Annotated in this window: 18 protein-coding genes and 1 tRNA gene; 11 read left to right on the top strand and 8 right to left on the bottom strand. The window is 64.4% G+C overall.

All coding sequences use genetic code 11. The features are described 5' to 3' along the window. Positions 1-20 precede the first annotated feature (20 nt). Positions 21-1,523, bottom strand: coding sequence for a class I adenylate-forming enzyme family protein (locus ACOGXA_RS05010; protein WP_419926182.1), 1,503 nt, complete (start codon positions 1,521-1,523; stop codon positions 21-23). A 300-nt stretch (positions 1,524-1,823) separates the two neighbouring features. On the opposite strand from ACOGXA_RS05010, the gene ACOGXA_RS05005 reads away from it, so the two are divergent. Then, entirely contained in the window at positions 1,824-2,600 is a 777-nt protein-coding gene (locus tag ACOGXA_RS05005) for an SDR family NAD(P)-dependent oxidoreductase (protein ID WP_419926181.1), read from the top strand. 133 nt (positions 2,601-2,733) lie between these two features. On the opposite strand, the gene ACOGXA_RS05000 is transcribed toward ACOGXA_RS05005, so the two are convergent. Continuing rightward, on the bottom strand, positions 2,734-4,011 hold the full coding sequence (locus ACOGXA_RS05000) for an ATP-binding protein (protein ID WP_419926180.1): 1,278 nt from the start codon (positions 4,009-4,011) through the stop codon (positions 2,734-2,736). A 301-nt stretch (positions 4,012-4,312) separates the two neighbouring features. On the opposite strand from ACOGXA_RS05000, the gene gap reads away from it, so the two are divergent. The 3 genes from gap to tpiA are packed head-to-tail and all read left to right on the top strand — an operon-like array spanning position 4,313 to position 7,231. Beyond that, the gene (gene gap / locus ACOGXA_RS04995; RefSeq protein WP_419926179.1) at positions 4,313-5,323 is read left to right on the top strand and encodes a type I glyceraldehyde-3-phosphate dehydrogenase; all 1,011 of its coding nucleotides are present in this window, start codon (positions 4,313-4,315) and stop codon (positions 5,321-5,323) included. Positions 5,324-5,334: 11 nt separating this feature from the next. Continuing rightward, positions 5,335-6,444, top strand: coding sequence for a phosphoglycerate kinase (locus tag ACOGXA_RS04990; RefSeq protein ID WP_419927045.1), 1,110 nt, complete (start codon positions 5,335-5,337; stop codon positions 6,442-6,444). Positions 6,445-6,454: 10 nt separating this feature from the next. After that, positions 6,455-7,231: a triose-phosphate isomerase gene (tpiA, locus tag ACOGXA_RS04985; protein WP_419926178.1), complete on the top strand. Its 777-nt coding sequence runs from the start codon at positions 6,455-6,457 to the stop codon at positions 7,229-7,231. Positions 7,232-7,276: 45 nt separating this feature from the next. Here the strand turns inward: tpiA and ACOGXA_RS04980 are convergent, their stop codons facing one another. From ACOGXA_RS04980 to ACOGXA_RS04970, 3 genes are all read right to left on the bottom strand, one after another. Further along, complete coding sequence (locus ACOGXA_RS04980; RefSeq protein WP_419926177.1) at positions 7,277-8,494, bottom strand: cytochrome P450; 1,218 nt, start codon at positions 8,492-8,494, stop codon at positions 7,277-7,279. A gap of 61 nt (positions 8,495-8,555) precedes the next feature. Then, on the bottom strand, positions 8,556-10,421 hold the full coding sequence (locus ACOGXA_RS04975; protein ID WP_419926176.1) for a flavin-containing monooxygenase: 1,866 nt from the start codon (positions 10,419-10,421) through the stop codon (positions 8,556-8,558). A gap of 53 nt (positions 10,422-10,474) precedes the next feature. Further along, on the bottom strand, positions 10,475-11,434 hold the full coding sequence (locus ACOGXA_RS04970) for a peptidoglycan DD-metalloendopeptidase family protein (RefSeq protein ID WP_419926175.1): 960 nt from the start codon (positions 11,432-11,434) through the stop codon (positions 10,475-10,477). Between the two features lie 325 nt (positions 11,435-11,759). Between ACOGXA_RS04970 and secG the strand changes: the two genes are divergently transcribed. Together secG and ACOGXA_RS04960 are read left to right on the top strand one after the other, a co-directional pair. Then, positions 11,760-11,993, top strand: coding sequence for a preprotein translocase subunit SecG (gene secG, locus ACOGXA_RS04965; protein WP_419926174.1), 234 nt, complete (start codon positions 11,760-11,762; stop codon positions 11,991-11,993). A gap of 10 nt (positions 11,994-12,003) precedes the next feature. Then, positions 12,004-13,110, top strand: a complete 1,107-nt coding sequence (locus tag ACOGXA_RS04960) for an acyl-CoA dehydrogenase family protein (protein WP_419926173.1) — start codon at positions 12,004-12,006, stop codon at positions 13,108-13,110. Between the two features lie 28 nt (positions 13,111-13,138). On the opposite strand, the gene ACOGXA_RS04955 is transcribed toward ACOGXA_RS04960, so the two are convergent. Next, the gene (locus ACOGXA_RS04955; RefSeq protein WP_419926172.1) at positions 13,139-14,809 is read right to left on the bottom strand and encodes an AMP-binding protein; all 1,671 of its coding nucleotides are present in this window, start codon (positions 14,807-14,809) and stop codon (positions 13,139-13,141) included. 52 nt (positions 14,810-14,861) lie between these two features. Further along, on the bottom strand, positions 14,862-15,059 hold the full coding sequence (locus ACOGXA_RS04950) for a cold-shock protein (RefSeq protein ID WP_419926171.1): 198 nt from the start codon (positions 15,057-15,059) through the stop codon (positions 14,862-14,864). Between the two features lie 176 nt (positions 15,060-15,235). Here ACOGXA_RS04950 and ACOGXA_RS04945 point away from each other — a divergent pair, with 176 nt between their 5' ends. The 5 genes from ACOGXA_RS04945 to ACOGXA_RS04925 all read left to right on the top strand — a co-directional run bounded on the left by ACOGXA_RS04945 (position 15,236) and on the right by ACOGXA_RS04925 (position 18,055). Further along, the gene (locus ACOGXA_RS04945) at positions 15,236-15,793 is read left to right on the top strand and encodes a VOC family protein (protein WP_419927044.1); all 558 of its coding nucleotides are present in this window, start codon (positions 15,236-15,238) and stop codon (positions 15,791-15,793) included. 314 nt (positions 15,794-16,107) lie between these two features. Then, positions 16,108-16,647: a YceI family protein gene (locus ACOGXA_RS04940; RefSeq protein ID WP_419926170.1), complete on the top strand. Its 540-nt coding sequence runs from the start codon at positions 16,108-16,110 to the stop codon at positions 16,645-16,647. 82 nt (positions 16,648-16,729) lie between these two features. After that, positions 16,730-16,814: transfer RNA gene (locus ACOGXA_RS04935), tRNA-Leu, on the top strand. Between the two features lie 99 nt (positions 16,815-16,913). Beyond that, the gene (locus ACOGXA_RS04930) at positions 16,914-17,576 is read left to right on the top strand and encodes a nitroreductase family protein (protein WP_419926169.1); all 663 of its coding nucleotides are present in this window, start codon (positions 16,914-16,916) and stop codon (positions 17,574-17,576) included. Then, entirely contained in the window at positions 17,576-18,055 is a 480-nt protein-coding gene (locus ACOGXA_RS04925) for a nuclear transport factor 2 family protein (protein ID WP_419926168.1), read from the top strand. The genes ACOGXA_RS04930 and ACOGXA_RS04925 overlap by 1 nt, the downstream gene beginning before the upstream one ends. A gap of 73 nt (positions 18,056-18,128) precedes the next feature. Here the strand turns inward: ACOGXA_RS04925 and ACOGXA_RS04920 are convergent, their stop codons facing one another. After that, positions 18,129-19,103 (bottom strand): NIPSNAP family protein, encoded by a 975-nt coding sequence (locus ACOGXA_RS04920; RefSeq protein WP_419927043.1) that lies wholly within the window; start codon positions 19,101-19,103, stop codon positions 18,129-18,131. Positions 19,104-19,209 lie beyond the last annotated feature (106 nt).

Raw genomic sequence — 19,209 nt, 5'->3', positions numbered from 1 at the left:
TCTTGGGCGCAACTGGCTGGTCAGTCGGCGGCGAGGTGCTCTCGGAGCTCGACTTTGCGGATTTTGCCGGTGACGGTGCGGGGGAAGCTGTCGACGGCGATGAACTCGTCGGGGACCTTGATCTTGGCCAGGCGATCGCGGCACCAATCCTGTAGCCCGTCGAGTGATTCCCCTGGTCGCAGCTCGACGAAGGCCACTGGGCGCTCGCCCCATTCGGGGTCGGGGCGTCCGACCACCGCTGCCTCGGCGATGGCCGGGTGGTCGTAGAGCACGGCCTCGATTTCGCTGGGGAATACGTTGACGCCGCCGCTGATGAGCATGTCCTTGGCCCGGCCCACGATGCAGAGGTAGCCGTCGTCGTCGAATCGGCCCAGGTCCCCGGTTCGCAGCCACCCGTCGACCAGGGCTTCCGCGGTCTGAGCGGGGTCGCGCCAGTATCCGGCCATCACCTTCTCGCTCTTCACCCAGATCTCGCCTACCTCACCCGGAGTCGCGGGGGTGCCGGTCTCGTCGTGGAGTTCGATCCGGACGCCAGGCACGACACGTCCGCACGAGTCCAACAGTTCGGAACGCCCGCCCATGGCCATTTCGTGGTCTTCCGGCAGCAGTCCGGTGAGGTTGGTGACGCACTCAGAGATGCCGTAGCCCTGATACAGCCCGCAGCCGAAGCGCTCATAGGCCTGTCGGATGAGCGGCCCGGCGGTGGGGGCCGCGCCGTAGACGATGAGGCGGAGGCTGGAGAGGTCGGCCTCGTCGAAGCCGGGGTGATCGAGGATGCGGCGCAACTGGGCGGGGACGAGGATCGAGATCGTCACCCGGTGCTCGGCCACCGCGGCGAAGAACGACTCGGGCGAGAAAGACCGCAGCACAACATGGGTCTGGCCGTCGGCCAGCATGGAGCACACCCGAGTGCCGGTGGCCGCGTGGTAAAGCGGCGTGGTCGACAGAAACACGTCATCGGGACGGAACCGCTGCACCAATGCCATGGTGAGCCCGTTGAAGGCCAGCCCCCGCTGGGTGAGGCACACCCCCTTCGGCCGTCCGGTAGTCCCGCTGGTGTAGATGATGAGCGCCGTGTCACCCTCGGTGGCGCGTTCCAGATCCGCGAACGGCTCTGACGCCAGAAGGTCTTCGTAGGCATCGCTATCGGTGTCGATAACCCGGCCGGTAGAGCCAATGGCCTCCAGGCGCTTGGCGTAATCGCTGGTCGCCAAGGTGAGGGTAGGCTCGGCGTTCGACAGGATGAAGGACAACTCGGGATCGGTGAGCTGGGTGTTCAGCGGCACAGCCGCCGCGCCCAGGTAGGCCGCCGCCAGATAAACATCGAAAAAGACCAGCCCATTGTCGGCCATGAGCCCCACCCGGTCGCCTCGGCCCACCCCAGCAGCCTCGAGTCCAGCCGCCAGCCGGCAAACCCGGTCGCGCAGGTCGGCGAACGTAACCGAAGGACCTCCGTGGACCGCTACCGCAATCCGCCGGGGATAGAGCGCCGCATCCCGTTCCAACAGGTCAACTATCCGCACGACCGCTCCCCAGTTCAGGCCCAGGCAATCTCTTCGTCCAAGCCCACCGAAAACACCTCATTCACCCCGGCAACGTACTCCCACGCCACGAGGAAGGCACACCCTCATCCTGTCACTGGGCACCGGTACGATTGAGAATTGTGGCAACGTGGAATCAGACGCAACACGCAGAGTGGGCGATCACTACGGGGCGGGCTGCAATTGATGGGGCTCGCCATCTCAGTGAGCGGGGGAGTTTGCCTCCGTTTGACCTCTAGTTGGCTCGATCACCACGAGGGAGACATTGTTGAGGGAGGCAGTGTGGATCTAGCAGGCAAGAGGATCGTTGTCACCGGGTGTGCCAGTGGGATGGGGGCGGCGACGGTGCGGGCCTATGTGAAGGCGGGGGCCCAGGTGGTGGGGATGGACATTGCCGACGATGCGGGGCGGGCGGTTTGCGCTGATGCGGCGACAGGCGGGCCAGGAGAGATTGCGTACGTCTCAGTTGACGTCTCCGATGGCGATCGGGTGGAGGCAGCGTTTGCGGAGGCCGACGACTTTTTGGGCGGGTTGGATGCGCTGGCGCATCCGGCTGCTATTCATGCCGCCTCCACTGCGGAAGAGGTCACGGTCGATGAGTGGGACCGGATGTTTGCGGTGAACGTTCGGGGCACGGTGCTGACCAACCAGGCGGCGTATCGGCGGCTCAAGGCTGCCGGGGGCGGGGCCATCATCAATTTCGGGTCCATCTCCGGCCAGCGGGCCGAGCCACTGGCCGCGGCCTATTCAGCGTCCAAGGGCGCGGTCCACGCCTGGACTCGCACCGCCGCCGGTGCCTGGGGGGCTGACGGCGTGCGGGTGAACGCCGTGCTGCCGGCCATCAAGACGCCTATGTTCCAAGCATCGTGGGATCAGGCCACTGATGAGGAGCGAACCGAGAAGTTCTGGCGGAACATCCATAGCATCGCATTGGGCCAGGAATACGGCGACCCCGATCGTGACCTCGGGCCGGTGATGGTGTTTCTGGCCTCAGATGCGTCCCGGTTCATCACCGGCCAACTCATCCCCGTCGACGGCGGACAGGGGAACGTGCGTTAGGCGCGCATGGCGTCGAGGTCGCCATGTCGGCCATCTGCACGCGCCTAGCCTCGGTGGTATCGAGTCGTTCGTATGGTGGCTCGACAGTGGTGGGGGTACTCTGCCCTAGCTGCGCATCCCATCCGATCTCGGTTCACGGTCCTAGCGCGGTGATGGGGACGACGCTCACGCCGTCATCTCGCTCGTAGCTGTATCCGTGGCCAGTGATGACCAGTTTCTTCGCCGGGCTGCCTCGCTTGCCGGCGTCAATGGAGCGGCATGCCTGGGCCAAGGAGTCAGCGGCCTCTTCCACTTGGGACAGGCCGAGCTTCACCTCAATGGCTATCCATCGCCCATCCCGGCGCTCCACCACCGCGTCTAGTTCGTGCTCGTAGCTGTTCTTGTAGTGGTATACCTCGGCCCGGTTGGCCGCGGCGTACACCCGCAGGTCGCGGATCACCAAGGATTCGAACAGCAGACCCATAGTCTCCAAGTCGTCCAACAAGCGGTCAGGATCTGCGCCCAGCAGGGCTACCGCTAGGGACGGGTCCACGAAGTGGCGCTTGGGGGCCTTTCTCAGCTTGGCCTTCGACCGAGTGCGCGTGACCCAGGCCGGCAAGTCCTCCACGAGGAACAGCCGCTCCAATTCATCCATATAGCTTGCGGTTGTAGGCCAGGAGAGTGGCGGTTCCCCGGCAACATCGGTGGCCAGGGTGGACAGCGAGGCTGGAGTCGACACATTCCTGGCCAACGATGTCAGGAGCCTGTGGACACGCCGAGGGTCGTGCCGAGTCCCATTTCCAGGCACTTCGACTCGGGCCATCTCATCCAAGTAGCCGTCCAAGTGCTCTTGCGCTGCAAATGTGGATCGCCCCAGATTGCGGGGCCATCCCCCTCGGCACAAGCTCTCGGCCAGGTCGGGTATGGACACAGCAGGTTCTCCGGTGTCGCAGGGGTCACCATCGAACAGGCTTCCCAGCGAGACCTCTCCCGTGGACTCGCCGCTTTCCACCAGTGACATGGGACGCATCCGGATCCGTCCGACCCGGCCCGCTCCAGAGTGCCTGGTGATGTCGTCCGCGGGGCGGGATGAACCGGTGAGGATGAAGCACCCGTTGTCCCGTCCCTCGTCCACGACGTGTTTGGCTGCGTCCCAAATAGACGGGACCATCGCCCATTCGTCCACGAGCCTTGGCCGCGGCCCATCGAGAACACGGCGCGGCAGAGTCTCGGCCTGCATCCTCGCTCCCGGCGTGTCGGCCAGCAGCACTTGGCTTTGGGCGTGGTGCATGCCGGTCCAGGTCTTGCCGCACCCCTTGGCCCCTTCAACGACCACAATAGGGTTTGCCTCCAGAGAGGCTGACACCAGCGAATCGACCACCCGCGGCATATACCCGCTTGGCGTCAAGCTGCCATCGCCTTGGCTGTCCATGCTTGCACTTTAGAACTTATCGGACTTCTATTTACTAACTTATTGGAGTATCATATGAGAACTTATTTGGTACGGGCCTTGAAGATTGGGGTCCTTGGCCTCGGATGCGTCCCGGTTCATCACCGGCCAACTCATCGCTGTGGACGGCGGACAGGGGAAGGGGCGTTAGTCCGGGCGGTATACGCGGGTTGCGGTGCCCGAGAACAGCTTGTTCAGAGATGCGTGCGAGCTTTCGGGAACTAGGGGTGGATATCCCTTTAGGTGCGTAAAGTCGCGACGGGCCTACGTTAGTGTCAGCCGCATGAGCATTCGCGTGGGTATCAACGGGTTCGGCCGCATCGGGCGGAACTGCTTCAGGGCGGCTCGTCAGGCCGGCGCCGACCTGGAATTTGTGGCTGTAAACGACTTGGGCAGCCTGGAAACCATGGCCCATCTGTTGCAATACGACTCGGTGATGGGCCGGTTCACCGACCCGGTTGCGGTAGTCGACGGCGGGTTGGACATCGGCGGCCGCGTCTTGCAAGTGCTTTCAGAGCGAAACCCGGCTGATTTGCCCTGGAAAGACCTGGATGTGGATGTGGTGGTGGAGTCCACCGGGTTTTTCACCGCCCGCGATAAGGCAGCCGCCCATCTCGACGCCGGTGCCCCGAGGGTGATCGTGTCGGCCCCGGCGTCGGGGGCCGATGCCACCTTCGTGGTGGGGGTGAATGACGGCGATTTCGACCCCGAAAACCACCTGGTGGTGTCCAACGCCTCGTGTACCACCAATTGCTTCGTGCCCATGGTGAAGGTGCTTGACGACGCCTTTGGGGTGGAGCGGGGCCTGATGACCACCGTCCACGCCTACACCGGCGACCAAGCGCTGGTGGACGGCCCCCACTCGGATCTGCGCCGGGCCCGGGCCGCCGGAGTGAATATCGTGCCCACCTCCACCGGTGCCGCTAGGGCCACCGGGCTGGTGCTCGAGGCCATGAACGGCCTGCTCGACGGAATCTCCTTGCGGGTTCCCATTCCCGACGGTTCCATTACTGACTTCACCGCGGTGGTGCGGGGCGAGCCGACCGTTGATGAGGTGAACGCCGCCTTTGCCGCCGCGGCAGCCGACGGACCGCTGGCCGGAGTGCTCGAATACAGCGAAGCCCCTCTGGTGTCTACCGACATCGTCGGGTCATCTGCATCCTGCACCCTCGATGCTGGCCTCACCATGTCGCTGGGCAACCTGGTCAAGGTGTCGGGCTGGTACGACAACGAGTGGGGCTACTCCAACCGGCTGGTCGATCTGGTCGCCATCGTGGGCGCAGCGGGCCGCTGAGCACCGAGGTGCTGCCCACCCTTGAAGCGTTAAGCGAGGCCTTGGGCGGGCTGGACGGCCGACGCATACTGCTGCGGGCCGATTTCAACGTCCCGCTGGATGACAGCGGTCAGATCGCCGACGACTTCCGCATCAAGGCCGCGCTGCCCACCATACGGTGGCTGACCGCTCAAGGAGCCGCGGTCGTGGCGTGCAGCCACTTGGGCCGTCCCGGCGGCAAGCCCGATCCCCGATACTCGCTGGCCCCGGTGAAGGCACGACTGGGTGAGCTGTCTCCTGGCGTCGAGCTGCTGGAAAACCTGCGCTTCGACCCGGGGGAGACCGGCAACGACGACAGCCTGGTGCGCCAACTCGTCGACGGCTGCGATGGCTATGTGAATGATGCCTTCGGGGCATCGCACCGGGACCACGCCTCCATTGTGGGCCCGCCCCGCTATCTGCCCAGCGCGGCCGGTCGCCTTCTGGCCAAAGAGGCGGAAGTGCTGCTCGGGCTGCGGGCCAAACCCAAGCGGCCCTTTGTCGCCGTGCTGGGCGGAGCCAAGGTCAGCGACAAGCTGGGGGTGATCGACGCGCTGCTGGAGACCGCCGATGAGGTGGTGATTGGCGGGGCCATGTGCTTCACCTTCCTGGCTGCGATGGGCCACAGCGTAGGAGACTCGCTGCTCCAGGCTGATCAGATCGAGGCCTGCGGTCGGCTGCTGAGTTCGGGGGCGCCCATCCGGCTTCCCTCCGACATCACCGCGCTGGCACCAGGCGAGCGGGTGGTGCAGGCCGGTGTGGATCTGCACCCCGACTGGAAAGGGCTGGACATCGGCCCGGGCACCGCAGCCGAGTTCAGCGATCTCATTGCCGAAGCTGGCACCGTGATGTGGAACGGCCCCATGGGGCTGTTCGAAGACCCCCGTTTCGCAGCGGGAACCAAGGTGGTTGCCCAGGCTCTGGCCGAAGGCCGGGCGTTCACCGTGGTGGGCGGGGGTGACAGCGCCGCCGCGGTCCGCCAGTTTGGGCTGGACCGGGAGATGGACCACGTCTCCACCGGGGGAGGGGCGTCGCTGGAGTTGATCGAACAGGGCGATCTGCCCGGTCTGAAAGCACTGAGAGAATCCGTTGGCACCCATTAGGAGGGACACCATGGCTGAGCGCAAGCCGCTGATCAGCGGCAACTGGAAGATGCACATGAACCATCTGGAGGCCATCCAGCTCATCCAGAAGCTGTCGTATGCCCTCGACCAAGCCGACTACAAGTCTGCCGACGTGTCTATCCACCCGCCGTTCACCAACCTGCGCTCGGCCCAGACGGTGCTCGACGCCGACAACATCCCCATCGCCTTGGGTGCCCAGCACTGCCACTGGGAGGAGAGCGGGGCATTTACTGGAGAAATTTCGCCAGCCATGCTGGCCAAGCTGGCGGTGAGCTACGTGATCGCCGGACACTCCGAGCGCCGCCAACTCTTCGGAGAGACCGACGAGAACGTGAACTTGAGGCTCAAGGGCATTTTGGCCGCAGGCATGACCCCGATCATGTGCTGCGGGGAGACCCTCGACGAGCGGGAGGCCGACCAAACCGAGGCCCGCATCGCCGCCCAGGTTGATGCCGGGCTGGCCGGACTGAAGCGAGATCAGGTGGGGGCCATAGTGATCGCCTACGAACCGGTGTGGGCCATAGGCACGGGCCGAACAGCCACCCCCGTAGATGCCCAGGCCGGCTGCGGGCTCATCCGAGAGCGGGTGGCGGCCAACTTCGGTGCAAACGCCGCCGCGGGGGTCCGCGTCCAGTACGGCGGCTCGGTCAAACCAGTCAACGTCGCCGAGCTCATGGCCCAGCCCGACATCGATGGCGCCCTCGTCGGCGGCGCCTCCCTAGAAGTCGACAGCTTTTCCCGCATCGTCCGCTTCCGGCTTCAGTAGCAGGCGCCCACAGGCAGAAGCTGCGGCGCCGAATAGGTGTATCCGCTACTGAGGTTCGGCGTTGACAGCCAGGGGGACCGACTTGTAGCCCCGAACGGTGGAGGTGTGGATCCACTCCAGATGCTCGTCGTCGACCTCCCAGTCGCGATAGCGCCGGAGCATCTGCTCGAGGCCGATGCGGCCCTCCAGCCGGGCCAGGGCGGCGCCTATGCAGAAGTGAGCGCCGTACCCGAACGACAGGTGGCGGTCGATCTTGCGGTGGATGTCGAAGCGGTCGGCGTCGGCGAAGTGCCGCTCGTCGCGGTTGCCGCTGCCGTTGATCAACAGCATGTTGGCCCCGGCGGGGATTACTTGGCCGTGCAACTCCACATCGCGCATGACCCGGCGTCCCTGTACGGGAGACGGAGCCTCATAGCGGAGGATCTCCTCTAGGGCATCGGGCACCAGGGAGAGATCGTCTCGCAGCTCGGCGAGCTGGTCAGGGTGCTCGGCGAGCAGGACCACCGCCCAGGCCAGAAAGCGGGCCACCGTCTCGGCGCCGGCCCCGCCGATGAGGGCGACATAGCCAGAGATCTCATCGAGGGTCAGAGGCCGGGTCGACCCATCGAGCAACTCACGCTCGTGGGTGGCCAGGATGGTCAGCAGGTCGTCAGCCGGTTCTCTCCGCTTCTGCTCGCAGAGCTCGGGAACGAGGGCGTACACCTCGTGGGACAGGTTGCCGGTTTGGTCGATGAGCTCGCGGCTGCTGCCCGCGGTGGCCGATTCCTCGATGTGCAGCCCGGCATCCATCGATTCCCTCAGGTTCTGCTCGAGGCCCCGGGGAAACCCCAGAAGCGCCAAGATCACCGTGGGGGGCATGAGCGCGGAGAACCGGTCTACGAAGTCGAAGACGCTCAAACCCTCAATGGGATTGAGCAGGTCGTCGCAGATGGCCTCGATCCGGCTCTCCAGGCCATTGATGGCCTTGGGGGTGAATGCCCGGCTCACCAGCTTGCGCAACAGCGTTTGCTCCGGCGGGTCCCGGAAGATGAACAGGGGTCCGGTCCATTCCTCGTCGCCCATGAGGTCGAGCGAAGTGGCATAGCGCGAAGAGTAGGTCTCCACGTCCAACAGGCCGGTGAGCACGTCGTCGTAGCGGGTCAGGGCGAAGAAGTTGTGCTCGTCGTTGCGATAGAGCGGGGCCTCGTCGCGCATCTGCCGCCACACGTCGTGGGCCCGAATGTCGATGTCGTAGTCGAACGGGTTGTAGTCGATCGAGCTCATGGCGATGTTCTAGCCGCGAATGAACCCAGCGGCATGGAGAATCCGGGGGTATGCCCGAGGGTCAGGTGATCTCGATGTCGTCCCATTCCACCTCGGTGCAGAGCCGGTGGTACTCGGGGCCGTACCACGGGGCGCTCATCTGAAGCCGGTTGTGGGCTTGGTTGAGGTAGTAGTTCTTGTCCGGGGCCCCCTCCTCATGCATGAGGAGGAGCTTGGAGGCCTCTTTGTCCAGTGCCTCGTTGTAGCGCTCGTAGGCGTCCATCGTCACCTCGACGCTGCTCTTGCCCTCTTCGAGCATCCTCACGATCAGTTGGCCGGCATATCCCGACCACACCTGGTACCAGATGGGAAGGCCGGTGCCGCCCGAAAGAGGCTGGGAGTTCGGGCCGTAGAGCATGAACATGTTCGGATAGTTCGGCACCATCATGCTCAGGTAGGCGCGGGGGCCGTCCTTGGACCAGAAGTCGTGCACGTTGAGGCCGTCACGGCCGAAGTAGTCGGCCGGCCACAGGAATTGGACCACATCGAAGCCGATGGCGGTGATGACGGCGTCGACCTCGCGGACGATGCCGTCGTCGGTTTCGATGCCCGACGGTGTCAGCCGGGCGATCGGGTCGGTGACCAACTCGACGTTGTCGCGGGTGAGTGCCCGGTACCAGCCGTTGTCAACCACCGGGCGCCGGGAGAAGGGCGCGTAGTCGGGCACCAGGTTGTCGACGAGGTCTGGGCGGTTGTCGGTTTGCTCGTGGATGTAGTTGGTGAGGAAGTCGCGCAACTGGTCGTTCATCTCGTTCCAGTGGCCACCGGCCGCCTGCCATTCCTCGTCGGCGTAGAGGTAGTTGTGGGTGGCGAACAGGGCGGCGATGGCCATGTAGCGCCACCAGTTCCAGTAGCCCGGGAAGTTGTCGAGCAGCCAGCGAATCTCCGGCTCGATGGGCTGGCCGTATTTTGGCCGCGGGCTGATCCACTGCTTGGAGCGCTGGAACACATACACCTGCTCGGCTTCCTCGGCGACCGGGGAGAGCAACTGCACCCCGGTCGATCCGTTGCCGATGACCGCGATCCGCCGGCCGCGGCAGTCGAAGTCCTCCGGCCATTGCGAAGGATGGATGACCGGTCCGGGGAAGTCTTCTAGGCCCTCGAAATGGGGGACTCGCTGGTTGGCGAAGGCGCCGACCGCGTTGATCACCACGTTGGCCTCGATCGTCTCGATTCCCTCAGGGGTGTCGGCCTCTAGCATCCACACGTCGCGGCCCTCGTCGTAGGTGGCCCGCTTCAGGTCGCGGTCGAATCGGGTGTTGTCGTACATCCCGTACTTGCGGGAGATGTGGAGCAGGTATTCCCTAACCAGCTGGCCCTTGCCGAAATACTCGGGCCACGGGTAGTTCTTCTCGAATGCGAACTCGTAGGTGATCGAGATGGTGTCCACTCGGATGTCGGGATAGCGGTGCCGACTCCAAGTGCCACCGGGCTCGGACCGGCGCTCGAGGATGACGTAGGGGATACCCAGCAACTCCATTTGGATGCCCGCAGCAAGCCCGCTGAAACCGCTGCCGATGATCGCCACCCGAAACCCATCAGGCAGCTCGGGCTTGCCGTTCGTCCAGCCCGCCGTCCAGGGAAAGGGCTTGAAGGCCATCAAGTCGCGCCGCGACTCGAACTCCAGGTCGCCCATCTCCTCTTTGGTGGCCAGGTTCATCAGATGGCGAAGGCGGGGCGCGGGCGGCTCATCGGGCATTCCCGGTCCAGCGTTCTCATCCAACCACGCCACGGTCTTGGTGATCAGCAATTCACGCTCGTCGTCGTCGAGCTCAAGGGCCCGGGGCAGCGCTTCGATCTCGGGATCGTCGGTGTGGTGGAACAGAGCCACCCGCACCGCGTCCAAATCGGCCAGCTCCACTGCTCGTCTGATGAACTCGGAATCCATACCTGGAAGTTTGGCAGAGCCAAGTTGCATTTCTTTAGTCCTCAGAGGGGCGTTTAGCCCAATGCCTCCGAGAACAGGGTGGTGTACACCTCGCGGGTCTGCTCTGTGTTCAGGCCGGCTCCTAGGAACTGGTTGTCGATGTGCAGCTCCCAGTGGAGATGGGGATCTTCGTAGAAGTCCCCGTTGGCTGCTGCGTGGGTTCCCCGGTTTCCGATCTCGCCCACTCGCTCTCCCGCCCTGATCGTCTGGCCTACCCGGATGTCGGGGTCTACTTCGTGGAGGTGGGCGTAGAGGGTGACGACATGACCGATAAACGGGACCAAACCGTGGTCGATCACCACATAGTTGCCATACAGCGACAAGAGCGTGAAAGGTGGCGTTGCCTCAAGGGCGCGGGCAACATCTAACAGTTCGTCGCGATCGTCGGGATCGGGGTCCTGGTAGTCGCCGACGGCCAGTACCACTCGACCGTCGAGCGCAGCTACCGCATGACGGCCCAGTGAGAAGCACAGGAAGTCCACACCTTGATGGATGCCGAACCGGTAGGCCCGGGGCGCATTGGGGAGCAGCTCGGGGTGGGGGAGCGGTGACATGCAGTCGCTGGGATAGTTGGTATGGGGTGCCAGGGCAGCAGCTATTGCCAGGGCATCTTCGTAAGTTGGCGGCTCTTTGTCCAGCACCGCAACGACGGGTGCGGGTTCGGATTCGGGAGCAGCCGGCATCGTCCCAGCGTCGTCACGGGGGGCGCTGGAGCTCGGCGCCTGATTCGAGCCCGGTGCGTCAGAATTCACCTGCCAATCTGCCGACCGGTCTCCGGAGGGCGGCTCACCATTTGGCTCAGCAGGGGTAGACGCCGGCGGGAGGCCGCCCTCCGCGGCGCCGCCGGGGGAGGCCGGGATGTTGTCGTCGGAACTGCCCGAAAACCAGACCTGGGAAATCAGCACTCCCACCGCGAAAGCCGCAGCCAGAGCGACAGCAGACAGAAGAACTCGACCGGATTTGAGGCTGCTCAAGCACCTGCCGGTCCAATTCCCCAACCAGCGGAAGGGCGAGGCCGCTGCTCGCCCGATGCCTCTCAGACCCTTGCTGATCGACCTCGCGCACCAGCGGACGACCGCAGATGCACTCCGAAACAGCCTCATGTCCGGTTCCGTACAGCAATCGAGGCTGCGGACAATTGACCTCCTCCGGTGCCGAAAACCCCTGACCCAGCGCGACCATGTAGAGCAGTCGGTGTTTCAGGAGGGTAATGGGTTGGCAAATGGATTGCGCGGACCCGCCCCCAACGTTGGTGTTGGGTGGGTCCACCGAGGAGCGGAGCAGGTAGAATCTTTTGCCGTGACCGTTGTCCTAGTGGTGATCGACGTGGTTTCCGCATTGGGGCTGTTGTTCCTGGTACTGCTGCACAGCGGCCGGGGCGGCGGGCTGTCCGACATGTTCGGCGGCGGATTCGGCACCCAAGCCGCCGGGTCGACGGTCATTGAGAAGAACCTCGACCGGCTCACCATCGTGGCCGCGTTGATCTTCGCGTTCTCCACGCTGGCGCTGGCCCTGCTGCTGGATTCCAGCTAGCCCCTCCCGCTTGGACTTCGAGCTCAGCCCCGAGTTGTTGGCCCTGCGTGACCGGGCGCGAGCGGTAGCAGCCGATGGTGTAGCCCGCTTCGGGCGGCACAACGACTCGTGGATCAACGGGTACTCCAAGGAGTTTGCCCGGGTCATGGCCGAAGAAGGCTGGATCGGCATGGGATGGCCCACCGAATACGGGGGGCAGGCCCGCCCACCCATTGAGCGGCTGATCGTGGCCGAGGAGATGATCGGTGCCGGGGCCCCGGTGGCGGCCATGTGGTTCGCCGACCGCCAGATGGGACCGACGCTGATCGCCCACGGTACCGAGCAGCAGAAGGCCGAGTTCCTGCCCCGGATGCTGTCGGGGGAAACCACCTGGTGCATCGGGATGAGCGAGCCCGACGCCGGCTCAGACTTGGCCTCCATCTCCACTCGGGCAGTGCGGGACGGCACCGACTTCGTGATCGACGGCCAGAAGATATGGACCAGCTTCGGGCATGTGGCCGACTACTGCTATCTGATCTGCCGCACCAGCGACGAGGGGCCTCCCCATCGGGGGGTGAGCGAGATAATCGTGTCGATGGACGCCCCGGGCATCGAGGCCCGCCCGATCACCGACATGATCGCCAACCGGCACTTCTGCGAGATCTACTTCACCGGGGTGCGAGTGCCGGCGGAGAACTTGGTTGGAACCGAGGGGGACGCCTTCAAGCAGACCATGGCGCAGCTGGCCCACGAGCGGGGCGGCATCGACCGGCTGGTGTCCAACCGGGCGCTGTTCTTGCATGCCCGCGCCCAGGCCGACCGATCCGATGCCAGGGTCCGCCAGGAGATCGCCCGATTGGAGAGCGAGTACCGGGTAGGACGCCTGCTGGTGTACCGGGAGGCTCTCGGCCAGGCCTCGGCTGGTTTCAGCGCGGCCACCAAGGCGTTCTGCACCGAGCACGAACAGCGGGTGGCCCAGTTCGCGGCGACCTCTCTAGGCGCAGCGGCCCTGCTAGACGACGAGTGGACCCGGGGGGTTTGCTACGCCTCGTCGTACACCATCGCCGGCGGCACCTCCAACGTCATGCGCAACATCCTGGGCGAACGCGTCCTGGGTTTGCCCCGCGAGCCCCGCTGAGCCCACCAGGCCCGGATGTGCGTCGGCATCAGCTCTCCGGACCCCTTCTACGGCGTTGCTGGGGGCCGCGGTCGTAGGTTGCGTCGTCCACGCCCTGCTCGCGCAGGACCATCTTGCGGACCTTTTCCGACGGCGTCTTCGGCAGCTCGTCGACCACGCGGAGATAGCGGGGCACCGCGAAGCTCGGGAGTTGTTTGTCGGCATAAGCCCAGATCTCCTCGATGCTGATCTCCGCCCCAGGCTCGGGCACCAAAAAGACCATCACCTCGTCTTCTCCGGCCTCCTCGTCGGCGGGGACGCCGATGGCGGCGACCTCGGCGAGAGCCCGATGGGATACCAGTCCCTGTTCCACCTCATAAGACGAGATGTTCTCTCCCCGCCGGCGGATGGCGTCCTTCAGGCGGTCCACGAAGTAGTACCAGCCGTCGGCGTCGCGGCGGAGCCCGTCGCCGGTGTGGAACCACAGGTTTCTGAAGGCTTCAGTCGTCTTGTCGGGCATGCCGAAATACCCCTGGCAGGTGGTCCACGGGTACCGGCCCCTTACGATGAGCTCGCCCACCTCCCCAACCGGCACCTCCTCGTCGGTGTCGGAGTACACCAGGCGGATGTCGAACCAGTCGGCGTTGAGGCGCCCGGCGGCGCCCGGGGGGCGGTCGACGCCGTAGGGGGTGAGGATCGGCATGCCGGTCTCGGTGAGGCCGAACACCTCGACAAAGGCCTCGACGCCGAAGCGCTCCTTGAACTGGTCGAGGATAGAGCTGGCCGTGGGCGCCGCGAAGATGCAGCGCAAGTCGTTGGCCCCATCGTCGAGCCGGGGCTCCTGCTGCCAGACGAAGTCCATCATCACGCCGACGAAGTTGGTGACCGTCGCTCCCGCGGCTCGGATCTGGTCGATCCATTCCGACGCGCTGAAGCGCTGGTGCATCACGTAGCGGGCGCCGGCGATCAGCGCGGGGTAGGCCGCCAGGAACTGTGAGTTGCCGTGGAACAGCGGGCCCACCGACAGGTAGGTGTCGGCTTCGGTCAGCCGGGTCAACGACACGCACTGGTCGGCGAACAGGTGCATGTGGGCGTGAGGCATCATCACGCCCTTCGACAGCCCGGTCGTGCCCGACGTGAAGAAGATCGAGCCGGGCTCGCGAGCCTCCACCGCAGGCAACTCGGCTTTCGCGAACGTGAGAAGCGAGGTCCACGGGCTGGCTTCATGGCCGGCGGCTGCCAACTCGGCGATCCCGGCCGCAACCGCGGCGTCATCTCCGACGACGAAGTAGTGGCGGATGGACGTGACAGCGTCTCCGATGTCGACGAAGCGATCCACGAACTCTGGCGCGATGACGGCCAGCACCGGCTCGGTAGTCCGGACCTGGTGGGCCAGGAAAGACCCCCGATAGGCCGTGTTGATCGGCACCTCCACGAGGCCGGCGACCGACGACCCCAGCCAGGCGAGAATGTGCGCCGAGCAGTTCGGGAGCATGAGCAGGACCCGGTCGCTCGGCTGGGCCCCGGCAGCCAGCATTCCCGAGCCGACACGCTCGGCTAGGTCGAGGGTTTCAGCGAACGTGTACGACTCATCAGACCACGGCACGTCGAGATACGTGCGCTGGGGATGTCGGGCGGCGCGGTCTCGGAGCACCCGGGGAGAGCTCCACGACGCCCTATCCCGATAGGTGGGCGAGTACTCGTCGTAGTACTGAGTCATTGGACGTGACCCGGCAAGGAGGTTCCGCTGTGGGACTCACAGCGGAGGTTGTTCAGATGACCCGCACGTTCTGCGCTTCCTCGCCCTTGCGGCCTGGGGCTACGTCGAACTCGACCGTCTGGCCTTCGTTGAGAGACTTGTGGCCCTCGCCGGCGATGTTCGAGTAGTGGACGAAGACGTCGTCGCCGCCATCTCGCGAGATGAAGCCGTAGCCCTTGTCGTTGTTGAAAAACTTGACAGTTCCTTGCATGTCCTCATGCTTTCGTTCGAGTCGATCTCGTGATCCACTCGCCCAAGACTCTACGGCGGCGCTAGGTCGCAACTCATAAGCCAAGCCGACTTTGCGAAAATTCGTTGTTTGGCCCAATAGGCGTTGGCGTCGGTTTCCCAGGCTCGGCAAGGCCCGGAGAGGGGGAATTGTCAGACGTGCTAGTTTTGGCGGCCAGTGCCCAAAACGGGCCGGAGTTCAAGTACCCCCTCGACACTATGAAGTACCGCGGCGCCAGCGAATTCAGCCACATCGCCATCCATGTGAGCAGCCTCGAGCGCTCATTGGAGTTCTATGCTGGCCGGCTGGGCCTTGAGGTGCTGACGGAGTTCGTCGAGGAGGGGGAGTCAGCTCGCGCCGCGATCGGCTACCCGGATGCGGTGTTGAATTTGGCCATGCTGCGCCTGCCCGGCACCCAGGCGATCATGGAGGTCATCGAGGTGCAGAATGTGCCGGGGACGCCGATCAATCCCGAACAGGCGAATCCCGGTACTTGCCACATCTGCTTCTACGTCGACGACCTGGACGCCACTTGGGCCGAACTGGAGGCTTTCGGCTCCGACATGGTCTCCACAGGCATCATCGACCTCACCGAAGGACCGCTTGAGGGCGGCAAAGTTGTCTTCTTGAAGGACCCTGACGGCATCCGCATCGAGCTGCTCCAAGCAGACCTCTCCCTTCCCGACGCCGTGCTAGCCGACACCTCTACGGGGTGAACTAGAAAGCCAAGGGAGTTCGGCTGGTGCTCAAGCAGTTGAGACGGCGACCCATCCTGTGGGTGGTTGTGGCCGCCGTAGTTGTTGTGGCGGTTTTGACTGTCGTCCTCATCTGGTGGTTGACCAGGGACGACGCACCACCCTCGGTAGACCTTCAGGCCGCGGTCTCGACATTGGACGATGATGGCGGCGCGGCAACGTCAGAACCCGCTTCGACACCAACGTTGGCTCCCACGGCTGCGCCGGCCGCTACACCGACCATTGGCGAACCCGAGGCAGTCCCAGCCTTAGAGGGGGTGAGTGGCCTCTGGACGGTGGATACTTCTATCGGCGAATTCAGCTATGAAGACTCCACCGGAACTTTCGTTGGCTTCCGGGTTGACGAGGAGCTGGCCAGCATCGGTTCCACCACCGCTGTGGGCCGCACCCCAGTGGTAACCGGGTCGATCACCATTGACGGCGAGACTGTGACCGCCGTCACGGTGGAAGCCGACATGAGCGCTATCACCACCAACGACTCGCGCCGAGACCGCCCGGTGCAATCCGCGCTAAACACGGCTGAGTTTCCAACCGCGGTGTTCACTCTCACCGAGCCCATCGACCTTGGCCCCGACCCTGACTCCGGCAATCCCATTGCCACCACCGCAGTAGGCGAGCTCACCGTCAAAGGCACCACCCAACCCGTCCAGATTGCGCTGGAGGCCCAGTTGGTTGACGACACTGTCGTCGTAGTCGGCTCCATCGAGATTGTCTTCGCCGACTACGACGTATCGGTCCCCCGAGTCCCCATCGTGTTGTCGGCTGAAGACCACGGCATCGTCGAACTCCAGCTATTTTTCGCCCGGAGCCCATGATGGTTTTGGGATCACCTATCTCGTAGTGAAGCAGGGTATTGGCGCGATAGTGTGCCCTCTGCGCCGGTTGCAAGGCGCCCACGTCGGAGTGGCGGAATTGGCAGACGCGCTAGCTTGAGGGGCTAGTGCCCTTTACGGGCGTGGGGGTTCAAGTCCCCCCTCCGACACCGCAACGCACGTTCGGTGCCGCGCAATGTGGCTGGGATTCTTGGCGGTGGTCTAGCGCGGGCAGATGGGTTAGGCTTGATCTCGCCTAGGGTGGCGAGATGGCTGGAAATGGTGCGGACCTGCTCGACCTGTCCCTCGACGAGTTGCTTACGACGACGAGGACGGTGCGCAAGCGGCTCGATCTGACTCGGCCGGTGCCGAGGGCGCTGATCACAGAGTGCCTCGAGGTCGCTGTGCAAGCGCCGAACGGATCGAACCAACAACGATGGAACTGGCATATCGTCGACGAACCGGACCTGCGGGCTGAAGTCGCCGAGGTCTACCGGAGTGGAATGAGCGGCCATCAGGCCGACCCGAACCGGGCCACCCGGGATATCGACTACAGCACCGACGAGCAACAACGGATCGCCTCTTCGGTGGCCTACCTCCGCGACCACCTGCACGAGGTACCGTCGTTGTTGATCCCGACCGTCGGAGGTCGGATGGACGGAGCCGATATCTTCCTCCAAGCCAGTGTGTGGGGGTCGATCCTGCCCGCGGTCTGGAACTTCATGCTCGCACTGCGGGCCCGGGGGCTGGGAAGTGCATGGACGACGATCCACTTGCACAAGGAAGCCGAGATGGCCGAGCTTCTAGGCATCGATGCCACCAAGCACACGCAGGTCGGCCTGTTCCCGATCGCCTACACAGTGGGTACAGACTTTCGAGCGGGAGCGCGCCAGGACCTGGCCGACCTGATCCGCTGGAACGGAGCGGGCTGATGCCGAACTACACCTCTACCGAAGAGCGCAACCTCAGCGTCGTTCGCCAGTTCCTCGGCGAGGAGAACGGTCCGGCCGACAAGTCTCAACTCTTCGCCGAGGACGCCGTTTGGTGGAACGGGCTACCGCTCATCCCCGGGGCGGAAGGCGTCACCGAGCACAAGGGCCGCGAGGCGATCCGCAACATATTGCCCTCCCAGTCGAAGGCCCCGCCGAGGCCCGGCGGCGACAAATACGACTTGGCAACGATGGCCATCAGCGACGTCGTCATGCTGGCCGACGGCGACTACGTCGTCCGGCAACAGACTTTCTCTGCTACGACCCTACGGGGCCAGGACTACAGCAACGTCTACTGTTTTGTGTTCCGATTCAACGACCGGGGCGAGATCGCCTACCTCACAGAGCACTGGAATACCTGGCACGCCTACAACGTGCTCTTCAATAATTTCGACATGGAGCCCGCCCACCCTGAAGGCTGACCTGGCTCTTCGTCTACGACGCGGAGTTGGATGCATTCGTTCCCCGCTAACCAGTGCCGGCTGGCGTTGGTGTTCAGACCGCGTGGTGGAAGCGTCGAGATCCGCCCTGCACCAGGGGCATGGCATCTTTGACAAAGGCTGCCCAGTGCGGGTCGGCAATGGTTGTGGCCCGGAGGTCGCAGTAGGCGGCAAGGGAGTCGATCTGCCAGGTGGAGTGGACCTCGGCCTCGAGGTAGCCCTGATCTACTGTGCGCCAGCGATTCAGGAGGGGGCAGCCGCCCTCGACCATGAATGGGTCATAGCAGCGTTCAAGCAACTCGACGTAGGTGTCGGCGTCGGCCACCGCGGTGCAGGCGGTGATGGTGTACAGCACTGGGGAGGTGTCCGGTGGCGTCGCGGGGGGCGACTGGTCTTCGACCGGTGAGAGCTCGAACGGGCAGGTGAAGATCTTCAGTGAGCCCAGGCTGATGCCGAGGCTGGCAAAGCCCTCAACACTCGAGCAGGCAATGCCGTTGGGTGTGCCGAGGTGGCGTTTCAACTGGGCCATATCGGTGAAGGCCTGCTCCCAGATATGGGTCCAGGCCCGGCCCTTGGCCGAAACCCACCCCACGTCGTCGGCGCCGAAGGCGGACGCCGCCATCTCCTGGGACTGCGCCGCGAGGGCTTCGATTGCTGCTGCGTCGGCGTCGGTGCTTGCGTTCAACAGCAGCACCCGGCGGATGCCTCCTCGCACCTCCTGGGTGGCGTCGGGAGTCGTGTAGCGCGTCGCGTACGTGTTGTCGGTGATGCACTCGGGGCTGTCGGGCATCACGTAATTGTCGATGGCCCCGATGTGGTAGGGGTGCACCATGTAAGGCCCGGAGTAGCTGGCCTCGTCGACGAAGGTGTTCTCCCACAGCACCGTGCGCGAGTCGAGATCGACGCCGGCTGAGGAATCCAACAGGCCAGGTATGAAGCGATCGGCGGCGCCCAACACCTCGATCATCTCTTGCGCTTTCACGTCGGGCACCCCGGGCATCAATGGCAAGACGTAAAACCGCCGGATCATGCTCGTCACGGGGCTCGAACTTACTCGACGTTTGGTTTCATGAGAATGCGGTCTTTCCGGCACCGTTGGCGCCGATCAATCCGACGGCCCCGCCGGGGTAGGCGAT

The sequence above is a fragment of the Candidatus Poriferisocius sp. genome, assembly GCF_965208475.1.
Taxonomy (GTDB): domain Bacteria; phylum Actinomycetota; class Acidimicrobiia; order Acidimicrobiales; family Bin134; genus Poriferisocius.
The sequence above is the reverse complement of the archived record's forward strand: the minus strand, read 5'-3'. Positions and strand labels throughout refer to the sequence as shown.

What these genes read in the sequence shown, in the direction of transcription:
- ACOGXA_RS04975 (WP_419926176.1), bottom strand. Translation starts at nt 10,421, where the DNA reads ATGGATTCCGAGTTCATCAGACGAGCAGTGGAGCTGGCCGATTTGGAC.
- ACOGXA_RS04980 (WP_419926177.1), bottom strand. Translation starts at nt 8,494, where the DNA reads ATGAGCTCGATCGACTACAACCCGTTCGACTACGACATCGACATTCGG.
- ACOGXA_RS04955 (WP_419926172.1), bottom strand. Translation starts at nt 14,809, where the DNA reads ATGACTCAGTACTACGACGAGTACTCGCCCACCTATCGGGATAGGGCG.
- tpiA (WP_419926178.1), top strand. Translation starts at nt 6,455, where the DNA reads ATGGCTGAGCGCAAGCCGCTGATCAGCGGCAACTGGAAGATGCACATG.
- ACOGXA_RS04925 (WP_419926168.1), top strand. Translation starts at nt 17,576, where the DNA reads ATGCCGAACTACACCTCTACCGAAGAGCGCAACCTCAGCGTCGTTCGC.
- ACOGXA_RS04950 (WP_419926171.1), bottom strand. Translation starts at nt 15,059, where the DNA reads ATGCAAGGAACTGTCAAGTTTTTCAACAACGACAAGGGCTACGGCTTC.
- ACOGXA_RS04930 (WP_419926169.1), top strand. Translation starts at nt 16,914, where the DNA reads ATGGCTGGAAATGGTGCGGACCTGCTCGACCTGTCCCTCGACGAGTTG.
- gap (WP_419926179.1), top strand. Translation starts at nt 4,313, where the DNA reads ATGAGCATTCGCGTGGGTATCAACGGGTTCGGCCGCATCGGGCGGAAC.
- ACOGXA_RS04920 (WP_419927043.1), bottom strand. Translation starts at nt 19,103, where the DNA reads ATGATCCGGCGGTTTTACGTCTTGCCATTGATGCCCGGGGTGCCCGAC.
- ACOGXA_RS05000 (WP_419926180.1), bottom strand. Translation starts at nt 4,011, where the DNA reads ATGGACAGCCAAGGCGATGGCAGCTTGACGCCAAGCGGGTATATGCCG.